12 protein-coding genes, 1 tRNA gene and 1 pseudogene are annotated in these 8,577 nt (G+C 61.5%); 5 read left to right on the top strand and 9 right to left on the bottom strand.

The window, feature by feature from the left end:
- Nucleotides 1-58: 58 nt before the first annotated feature.
- A pseudogene (locus tag A9D15_RS04360) lies at nucleotides 59-378 on the bottom strand (transposase); the annotation flags it as partial.
- Between the two features lie 225 nt (nucleotides 379-603).
- Here A9D15_RS04360 and A9D15_RS16725 point away from each other — a divergent pair.
- Nucleotides 604-858 carry an antitoxin Xre/MbcA/ParS toxin-binding domain-containing protein gene (locus A9D15_RS16725; protein WP_066762132.1) on the top strand — a complete coding sequence of 85 codons (255 nt, stop codon included), beginning with the start codon at nucleotides 604-606 and terminating at the stop codon, nucleotides 856-858.
- Between the two features lie 61 nt (nucleotides 859-919).
- On the opposite strand, the gene A9D15_RS16410 is transcribed toward A9D15_RS16725, so the two are convergent.
- The gene (locus tag A9D15_RS16410) at nucleotides 920-1,210 is read right to left on the bottom strand and encodes a hypothetical protein (protein ID WP_172807454.1); all 291 of its coding nucleotides are present in this window, start codon (nucleotides 1,208-1,210) and stop codon (nucleotides 920-922) included.
- On the opposite strand from A9D15_RS16410, the gene A9D15_RS04350 reads away from it, so the two are divergent.
- Entirely contained in the window at nucleotides 1,191-1,475 is a 285-nt protein-coding gene (locus A9D15_RS04350; RefSeq protein ID WP_066762127.1) for a thymidylate synthase, read from the top strand. The two genes, A9D15_RS16410 and A9D15_RS04350, sit on opposite strands and share 20 nt — an antisense overlap.
- 3 nt (nucleotides 1,476-1,478) lie before the next feature.
- Here A9D15_RS04350 and A9D15_RS04345 read toward each other — a convergent pair whose 3' ends face one another.
- Genes A9D15_RS04345 through moaA form a run of 3 tightly spaced genes read right to left on the bottom strand, consistent with a single transcriptional unit; the run spans nucleotide 1,479 to nucleotide 3,194 of the window.
- On the bottom strand, nucleotides 1,479-1,937 hold the full coding sequence (locus tag A9D15_RS04345) for a molybdenum cofactor biosynthesis protein MoaE (RefSeq protein WP_066762126.1): 459 nt from the start codon (nucleotides 1,935-1,937) through the stop codon (nucleotides 1,479-1,481).
- A gap of 1 nt (nucleotide 1,938) precedes the next feature.
- Nucleotides 1,939-2,187 (bottom strand): MoaD/ThiS family protein, encoded by a 249-nt coding sequence (locus A9D15_RS04340; protein WP_229660360.1) that lies wholly within the window; start codon nucleotides 2,185-2,187, stop codon nucleotides 1,939-1,941.
- Nucleotides 2,187-3,194: a GTP 3',8-cyclase MoaA gene (gene moaA, locus A9D15_RS04335; protein ID WP_066762120.1), complete on the bottom strand. Its 1,008-nt coding sequence runs from the start codon at nucleotides 3,192-3,194 to the stop codon at nucleotides 2,187-2,189. The genes A9D15_RS04340 and moaA overlap by 1 nt, the downstream gene beginning before the upstream one ends.
- A gap of 243 nt (nucleotides 3,195-3,437) precedes the next feature.
- Between moaA and A9D15_RS04330 the strand changes: the two genes are divergently transcribed.
- Nucleotides 3,438-3,514 (top strand) — tRNA-Asp (locus tag A9D15_RS04330).
- Nucleotides 3,515-3,610: 96 nt separating this feature from the next.
- On the opposite strand, the gene A9D15_RS04325 is transcribed toward A9D15_RS04330, so the two are convergent.
- The 4 genes from A9D15_RS04325 to A9D15_RS04310 form a co-directional block, all read right to left on the bottom strand.
- Nucleotides 3,611-3,832 carry a DUF2842 domain-containing protein gene (locus A9D15_RS04325; protein WP_066762117.1) on the bottom strand — a complete coding sequence of 74 codons (222 nt, stop codon included), beginning with the start codon at nucleotides 3,830-3,832 and terminating at the stop codon, nucleotides 3,611-3,613.
- Nucleotides 3,829-4,416, bottom strand: coding sequence for a 5-formyltetrahydrofolate cyclo-ligase (locus A9D15_RS04320; protein WP_066762115.1), 588 nt, complete (start codon nucleotides 4,414-4,416; stop codon nucleotides 3,829-3,831). The genes A9D15_RS04325 and A9D15_RS04320 overlap by 4 nt, the downstream gene beginning before the upstream one ends.
- 344 nt (nucleotides 4,417-4,760) lie before the next feature.
- Nucleotides 4,761-5,081: a cell division protein ZapA gene (locus tag A9D15_RS04315; protein ID WP_066762113.1), complete on the bottom strand. Its 321-nt coding sequence runs from the start codon at nucleotides 5,079-5,081 to the stop codon at nucleotides 4,761-4,763.
- Nucleotides 5,081-5,290, bottom strand: a complete 210-nt coding sequence (locus A9D15_RS04310; RefSeq protein WP_066762111.1) for a hypothetical protein — start codon at nucleotides 5,288-5,290, stop codon at nucleotides 5,081-5,083. Before A9D15_RS04310 ends, A9D15_RS04315 begins: the two co-directional genes overlap by 1 nt.
- A 234-nt stretch (nucleotides 5,291-5,524) precedes the next feature.
- On the opposite strand from A9D15_RS04310, the gene tkt reads away from it, so the two are divergent.
- Both tkt and gap read left to right on the top strand, forming a co-directional pair.
- Nucleotides 5,525-7,537 carry a transketolase gene (gene tkt / locus A9D15_RS04305; protein WP_066762211.1) on the top strand — a complete coding sequence of 671 codons (2,013 nt, stop codon included), beginning with the start codon at nucleotides 5,525-5,527 and terminating at the stop codon, nucleotides 7,535-7,537.
- 17 nt (nucleotides 7,538-7,554) lie between these two features.
- Nucleotides 7,555-8,562 (top strand): type I glyceraldehyde-3-phosphate dehydrogenase, encoded by a 1,008-nt coding sequence (gap, locus tag A9D15_RS04300; protein ID WP_066762101.1) that lies wholly within the window; start codon nucleotides 7,555-7,557, stop codon nucleotides 8,560-8,562.
- Nucleotides 8,563-8,577: the final 15 nt, after the last annotated feature.

Below are 8,577 nucleotides of genomic sequence, written 5' to 3'. Positions count from 1 at the left end.
ACAACCGGGATTAGCTTAACTCAGCCGCCAAACTGTCCAGGAAGGCGGGACCACCTCACATCCCGTGGTAGGCTTGGAGATGAGCCACAGCTTCCCGCTTGGCGGCGGGCGTCAGAACTTTTTTGAAAGAAGATCCTTCAGCGCAGCCTGGTCGAGCATGGCATCGGCCAGTAGCCGCTTGAGCTTGGCGTTCTCGCTCTCGAGCTCCTTCAGCCGCCGAGCCGCGGAGACCTCCAGCCCGCCATACTTCGACTTCCAATTGTAGATCGTCGCTTCCGACACCCCGTGCCGCCGGGCCAGGTCGGCGGTCTTCGCGCCCGCCTCGGCCTCCTTCAGCACACCGATGATCTGCTCTTCCGAAAACCTCGTTCTCTTCATCTCGTCCGTCCTTCTGTCAGGGCCGGACTCTAATCGAGACTGGAGGAAAATCAGGGGGTCAGGTCAGTTGCCATCACCATTTGGCGAACCGACCATGTCTGGTCTAAGTTTATTTTGAACGGTGTACGTCAAGATCAACCAGAGAAGAGTCCCCAATTGCTAAGCGCAAATGTTGCCATCGGGATCAGGCAAGTGACGCGAAATTTTCTATATTCACCTGCCGAATTGACGGACCGGCTGGACCTCCACTTCAACGAGGCCACTGTGTTGAAACTGAACAAGCTCAAAACCCGTGCATTATTGTCTTCAATCGTTGATGATCTTCGCGTCATCGTTGGTGACAGAAGTGTTGTGAACTGGATTCGAGCGTCGAACCCCTCATTCGAAGGGAGAAGCGCTATCGAGGTCATGCTGGGCGACGCGCATGGCGTCGAGCGTGTCCAACGATACGTGAAGGCTGTCGCGATAAACCCATGGTGACATAAGGTGCCATCGCTGAGCTTCTTTATTGGGCATTTTCGCTATTATTTCGTCAACATCCCTATGCGTTGCCATATTTTTTCTGGATGTTTCCGATGGGTTGATTGTCTTCGCTGAGTTGGCAAAGCAGGACATTTGGTAAAATTGCAACCGGCTCTTGGGCCTCTTGGTTGAGGAAGCCCATCGTGAGACGATGGGTCCAATAGTTTCTTGCCAGATTCCCATTGCCAAAGGCAGGTCCAGCGTTGCGCTTGGAGGCTGAGCTCCACGCTGGCCCTGCCTTCTTGAAAGGTATCTCACGAACCATGATAGCGTTTTTGGCGAAAAGTGATATGACCGGAAAACCGTTCAACTGGGCAGGCGCAAGTGCGCTGCAACTGATGCTGGCGCAACAGGCGGGCCTGAGGCCGGGGCATTTCGTGTGGTTCGGCGGCGACGTGCACCTCTATTCCAACCACTACGACCAGGCGCGGGAGCAGATGAGCCGCGAGCCGCGTCCGTTCCCGAAAATGCGTCTGGCCCGCAAGCCGGACTCGATCGATGGCTACCGGATCGACGATTTCGTGGTCGAGGACTATTCGCCGCACGCCGCCATCAAGGCCGACGTCGCGGTCTGAGGCTCAGGGCACCGCGTTCCAGCGGGCGAGGTCGGAGTGATCGGCCTCGCGCGGTTCGATCCAGCGCCAGCCGTCGGCGGTCTTTTCCCGCTTCCAGAACCACGCCCGGCTCTTGAGGTGATCCATCAGGAAGTCCGCTGCCTCGAATGCGTCGCGGCGGTGGCGGGCGGCGCAGGCGACGAGCACGATTGGCTCACCCGGCTTCATCACCCCGACACGGTGAATGACAAGCGTTCCGGTAAGCGGCCAATGCGCTTCGGTTCGCGCGGCAAGGTCGGTCATGCCGGGAAGGGTGAGCGGTTCGAAATGGCGCAGTTCGAGCCCTTCGACTTCGCTTCCCGCTTCTTCGCGCACCAGCCCTGTAAAGCTGACGATACCGCCCGCATCGCCGCAGCGCTGTGAGAACTGGCGCATTTCCTCGTGGGGATCGAAAGGCGCGGTCGCCAGGCGAACGTCGCGCATGTCAGCCGCCGCTGACGGGAGGCAGGAAGGCCAGTTCGTCTCCGTCGCCTGCCATAACGTTCGAGGGTGAGACCAGCGTGCCGTTCAGCGCGACGCGAATGTCGGGTGAGGCGATGGCGACGGCCAGGTCGGGATCGAGGCGTTCCGTAATCGCGGGCAGGGCGAGCTTGCCGGGGACGTCGAGCGTCATCTCTGCGGCGCCAGCCATGTCTTCCAGCTTGCCTAGAAACAATAACGTAAGCGCCATCATCAGCCGCCTGTCACGGACATATGGCGCGGCAGGTGCGGAGCCTCGCCCTTTTTTCGGATGGAGAAGTGATGGCGTTCCGGCTTGATCGTCATCGCCTCTTCCATTGCGGCTTGTAGAGCAGCATCGGGATCGTCCGAACGCACTGCGGCGCGCAGATCGACCTGCTCACGCCCGCCGAGGCAAGCATAGAGCTGGCCCGTCGCGGTAACGCGGATGCGGTTGCAACCATCGCAGAAGTTGCTGGTGAGCGGTGTAATAAGGCCGAGCCTTCCGCCCGTTTCCGCTACGCGGACATAGCGCGCCGGACCGCCGCTGCGATGCGCGTCGCTCTCCAGCGTCCAGCGCTCTTCCAGATCGCTTTGCACTTGGGTGAGGGGGAGGTAGTGGTCGATCCGGTCGCCATCGACTTCTCCCAGAGGCATGACCTCGATCAGCGTCGCTTCATACCCTTCGCCGTGGGCCCAAGCGATGATATCGGCGATCTCGTGCTCGTTCACGCCTTTGAGCGCGACGATGTTGATCTTTATCGAAAGCCCCGCCGCCTTGGCTGCTGCAATTCCTTCCAGCACTTGCGAGAGGCGGTCGCGGCGCGACAACTCCTCGAATTTTACCGGGTCCAGCGTGTCGAGCGAGACATTAACGCGGCGCACACCTGCATCGAACAGGTCTTCGGCAAATTCGCTGAGGCGCGTGCCGTTTGTGGTGAGCGTGAGTTCTTCCAGCCCGTCACCGATCCGCCGCCCTATTGCGCGTACGAGATCGATCATGTCGCGCCGAACAAGCGGCTCTCCGCCCGTCAGTCTGATTTTGGTGACGCCGCGATCAATGAAAGCGGTGGCGACCTTGTGCAGTTCCTCAAGGCTCAACACCTCTGCGCGGGGCAGGAACTGCATGCGTTCGGGCATGCAGTACTGGCACCGCAGGTCGCAGCGATCCGTCACGGAAAGGCGCAAGTAGGTAATGCGCCGCTGGAAGGTGTCGATCAGGGAAGGGGCGGTTTCGGCCATCGGGAAATTCTTTGTCAGATAGGGGCCATCTTCGCAAACGCGTATCTTGTGCAGGCGCGAGAATTTGCGCCCTTGATTCGAACTTTGCGTGTCACGCAGCGGTCGGTGACGCGGAACCGCTCTCACCTCGCGACACGCAAAACCGCGCAAATTCGTGACTTTCAAAAAATTTCAAAAAAGGTTTTCGATCATCGTTGACAGGGCGCGGAACCTCCCATAGATGCGCGGCTCCCCAAGGGGCAAGCGGGTGTAGCTCAGTTGGTTAGAGCGCCGGCCTGTCACGCCGGAGGTCGCGGGTTCGAGCCCCGTCACTCGCGCCACTTGGAGGACGCACAAAGGCCCGCGAAAGCGGGCCTTTTTCGTTTCAGATCAATATTTTGCCGCGTTCGCTTAAGGCTGGCTCTTAGATCGCGGGATCAGCCCCAGCGGCCCGTTTCCATCCAAATCAAAAAGCGCTTCAAAGGCAGGAGCCAGACCACGCCGAGGATCAGGTAGACCGGCACCTGCAAAAGGACGTGCCAGCGCGAAATCGGCTCGATCAGCGTCACGACCAGCACGACATAAAGGATCATCGCCACGATCAGCGCGATGATCCCAACAGGCTTGCGCCAGGTCGGTTTCCAGTCGGGGCGATTCACGCATCATGCCTTTCGAAAGGGCCATAGAGCCGGGTCGGGGTCACGACCGCGGCCAGAAGCCTGTCGTGCGGTTCGAGCGGGAGCATGTCCACTCTCTGCACGTCCCATGCAAGCCCGATGGGCAAAGCGCCGGCATTGCTTTCAAGCCAGCGGTCGTAATGCCCGCCTCCCTGACCCAGCCGCGCGCCGCTTTCGGTGAAGCCCACGAGCGGTACGAAAATAACGTCGGGGACGACAGATTCGGCATCGCCTGAAGGCTGGAGCGCGCCGAAAGGACCGACGTCGAGATCCGTATCGCCCCAGGGGTCTGCCCATTCGGCGAAATGCATCGAAGCTTGCGCGTCGCAAAAGCGGGGCAGGGCAATCCTGTGGCCAGCTTCGGAAAAGAAACGCGCATATCCACCTGTTGGAGCCTCGGTCGGCAATGGGTGATAGAACCCGATGGTCGCGCCTTCGGGCACGAGTTCAAGAACGGACGAGGGCGGCCTGCGAAACAGCAGCGCTTTCGTCACGTCAGGCAGCGCCGCCACATGCTCACGCCGGGCGTTTCGAAGCCGCCTGCGCAATCCCGCCTTGGTGTCCATCTAAGCCCCTTGATAAAATGCCTCTTTCGGGAGCGCGGTTTTCGTCCAGATCGAGCCGAGAATGGTGCCTTCGGAGAACCGGCGCGCAGCGACCGTCCGGTCGTGAGCACCGGAAGCGCAACGAAGGTGCCGTTCGCAGGCCGGTATGGGCGGAAACTGCGCCCCGAAAGGGTGACGGGCCCACCATGGGTCGTTTGCCGTATGAAATCCTCTGACGCCTAAGCATCAGGTGGAGGCCGTTTCAGCCGGCCCACGAGCCAGCCAAGGGACAGCCCCCTAGGATTGGTTATAGCCTCAGGGATGTTCTGTCGGCTCGTGCCGGGCAGAACCCGTCGACGGTGAATCTAGGAATGGTGGTCGCTACCCTCAAGGTGCCGGACGATATTTTCGATCCTTGCCGTGATGGAATCGATCCTGCGCGAGATCGCCTTGTCCTCGTCGCGGTCCATCGCGGGCGCGGCATCACCTTCGCGCAGGGCATGGACTTCGTCGGCCAGCAGCAGCGCGCCGAATAGCAGCATCCGCGGCTCTGTCTGTCCGACCGCGCCTGCATCGCGCACGCGCGTGTCGATCATGCGGCCGAGCTGCTTGATATGGTTTTCCTCGCCGGGCTGGCACGATACGGCAAATCGGCGGCCGCCGATTTCGAGGTCGAGGTTCGCCATCAGCCGTGGCTCCCGAATTCTTCGAGGAGAACGTCGAGATCGGCCAGCGCATGGCCGACCTTCTGGCGCATGGCCTCGTGCGCGACCTTCAAGGTCTTCAGCTCCGACACGGCCGGGTTGGGCTGCACGACGGCTTTTTCCAGCCGTTCGAGCATCGCTTCCAGCCTGTCGAGGGCGCCTTCCATTTCGAGTCGCTCGGTCTTTGCCATGTTTTGAAGTTCGCTTTCCCCACTCTCAGGTCCGTAATGGGCCCGATGGCGCATAGTCGCAAGGTGGGCAAACCCCTGATGCTGCGAAAGCGATATGGCGACGTTCTGGCGCGACAATCGGGGCAGGGCGCACACCTCTGCTTGTGGTGAACTTGACGCGGGGCAGTCGGACCCGCAATGCAGCGCCGCAACGAATCACCCGCTCCTTGCGCGCTGAACGGGAAGAGCCTGAAGATGACCACCGAGACCACCCGCCTGGCCGATATGGCCAACGCGATCCGTGCACTTTCCATGGATGCCGTACAGGCGGCCAATTCGGGACATCCGGGTATGCCGATGGGCATGGCCGACGTCGCCACCGTGCTGTTCGACGAATACCTGAAGTTCGATCCGGCCGCCCCGCACTGGGACGACCGCGACCGCTTCGTGCTGTCGGCGGGCCACGGCTCGATGCTGATCTACTCGCTGCTGCACCTGACCGGGTACGCGCGTCCGACGATGGACGATATCCGCAATTTCCGTCAGCTCGGCAGCCCGTGCGCGGGTCACCCAGAAAACTTCCTTCTCGACGGCGTCGAATGCACGACCGGCCCGCTGGGGCAGGGTCTTGCGATGGCGGTGGGCATGGCGATTGCAGAGCGTCATCTCAATGCCAAGCATGGCGACGACCTCGTCGATCACCGCACCTGGGTGATCGCGGGCGACGGCTGCCTGATGGAAGGCATCAACCACGAGGCGGTCGGCCTTGCGGGCCATCTGGGCCTTGGCCGCATGATCGTACTGTGGGACGACAACAACATTACCATCGACGGTTCGGTCGAACTGTCGTCGAGCGAGGACGTCGAGGCCCGTTATCGCGCGTCGAAGTGGCACACGGTGCGCTGCGACGGTCACGATCCGGCAGACATCCGCCGTGCGCTGGACGAGGCGATTGCCGACCCGCGCCCTTCGCTGGTCGCTTGCAAGACCGTCATCGGCAAGGGCGCCCCCAACAAACAGGGCACGAGCGCGACGCACGGCGCTCCGCTTGGTGCCGAAGAGATCGAGGCTGCTCGCAAGGAACTGGGCTGGAGCGCAGAGCCCTTCGTCATTCCCGACGATATCGCAGCCGCCTGGAAGAAGACCGGTGAACGCGGAGCCGCCGCCCGCGAGGCATGGCACCAGCGCTACGAAGCCGACAAGGATCGCGCCGAGGCTTATGAAGCATCGACCACGCTGCCCGGCGCGGATGCCGGCGCGGTGTTGCAGGACTATATTCGCGGTCTTGTCGCAGAGCCCAAGAAGGTTGCTACTCGCAAGGCGTCCGAAATGGCGCTCGGTCCTCTGACAGAGGCGTTCCCCAACATGATCGGCGGCAGCGCCGACCTGACGGGTTCGAACAACACCAAGACCAAGTCGACCGGTCCGATCACCGTCGACAACTACGACGGCAGCTACGTCTATTACGGCATCCGCGAATTCGGCATGGCCGCTGCGATGAACGGCATGGCGCTGCACGGTGGCATTGCGCCCTATGGCGGCACGTTCCTGATTTTCTCGGACTACTGCCGCAATGCGGTGCGGCTGTCCGCCCTGCAGCAGGTCGGCGTGACATATGTATTTACGCACGACAGCATCGGCCTTGGCGAAGACGGCCCGACGCACCAGCCGGTCGAACAGGTGATGAGCCTGCGCCTCATCCCTAACCTCAACGTCATGCGTCCGTGCGACACGATCGAAACGGCGGAATGCTGGGCCATCGCCTTGGCGAACGCGCACACCCCGTCGGTTCTCGCCCTGTCGCGCCAGAACCTGCCGCAGCTTCGCGGTGACGGTGATGCCGATTGGGCCCCGCTCAAGAACATGTCGGCCATGGGCGCCTATCGCCTGAAGTCGGCAGAAGCGGCGCGCAAGGTGGTCCTGATCGCGACGGGTTCGGAAGTGGCTCTGGCATGCGACGTTGCGAAGGCTCTCGAAGCGGACGGCATCGGCGCCGACGTCGTATCGATGCCTTGCATGGAACTGTTCGAGGCGCAGGATGCTTCCTACAAACAGGACGTTGTACCCGACACGGTACTTCGCGTTTCGATCGAGGCGGGGACCACGCTGGGTTGGGAGCGCTTCACGCACGGCGGTTCGGTGGCGAACGGTCTCAACATCGGTCTTGACCGCTTTGGCGCCTCGGCCCCCGCGGAACAGCTTTTCGAACGCTTTGGGTTCACGGTCGATGCGATCGTGCCGCAGATCAAAGCGAAACTAGGCGAATAAACAAGGAGTTTACTGGCATGGCGACCAAGGTTGCGATCAACGGTTTCGGACGTATCGGGCGGCTTGTTGCCCGCGCTATCCTGGAACGTGACGACCACGATCTCGAACTCGTTGCGATCAACGACCTGGCGGACGCCAAGGCCAACGCACTTCTTTTCCAGTACGATTCGACCCACGGCCGCTTCCCCGGCACGGTTGAAGCAGGCGACGCCAGCATCACCGTGAACGGCAAGAAGATCGCCGTCACGTCTGAGCGTGAACCCGGCAAGCTGCCGCATGCCGACATGGGCATCGATATCGTTCTGGAGTGCACCGGCTTCTTCCAGTCGGACGAAGCAGCCCGCCCGCACATCGCGGCAGGCGCCAAGAAGGTTCTGATCTCGGCACCTGCGACCGGAGTTTCCAAGACGATCGTCTTCGGCGTGAATCAGGACACCCTGACGGCCGAGGACGACGTTGTCTCGAACGCATCGTGCACCACGAACTGCCTCGCGCCGGTTGCCAAGGTTCTTCAGGAAGCCGTCGGTATCGAGCGTGGTTTCATGACCACGATCCATTCTTACACCAACGACCAGCGCATGCTGGACCAGATGCACTCCGACATGCGCCGTGCGCGTGGCGGTGCGCAGAACATGATCCCGACCACCACCGGCGCGGCCCGTGCGGTCGGTCTCGTCCTGCCTGAACTCAAAGGCAAGCTGGACGGTTCTTCGGTCCGCGTGCCGACCCCGAACGTGTCGCTGATCGACCTTGTCTTCACGCCCTCGCGCGATACGACGAAGGAAGAGCTGAACGCTGCGCTCAAGGCCGCTTCGGAAGGCGCTATGAAGGGTGTTCTCGACTACACCGACCAGCCGCTGGTTTCGTCGGACTTCAACCACTATCCCGCCAGCTCGACGGTCGACAGCCTCGAAACCGCGGTTCTCGAAGGCAAGCTTGCCCGTGTCGTGTCCTGGTACGACAACGAGTGGGGTTTCTCGAACCGCATGATCGACACCGCCGGCAAGATGGCGAGCTTCCTGTAAGAGAGGTTGGCTGAC

Origin of the sequence: Croceicoccus pelagius (assembly GCF_001661915.1) — a bacterium.
GTDB classification, from domain to species: Bacteria; Pseudomonadota; Alphaproteobacteria; order Sphingomonadales; family Sphingomonadaceae; genus Croceicoccus; species Croceicoccus pelagius.
The sequence above is the reverse complement of the archived record's forward strand: the minus strand, read 5'-3'. Positions and strand labels throughout refer to the sequence as shown.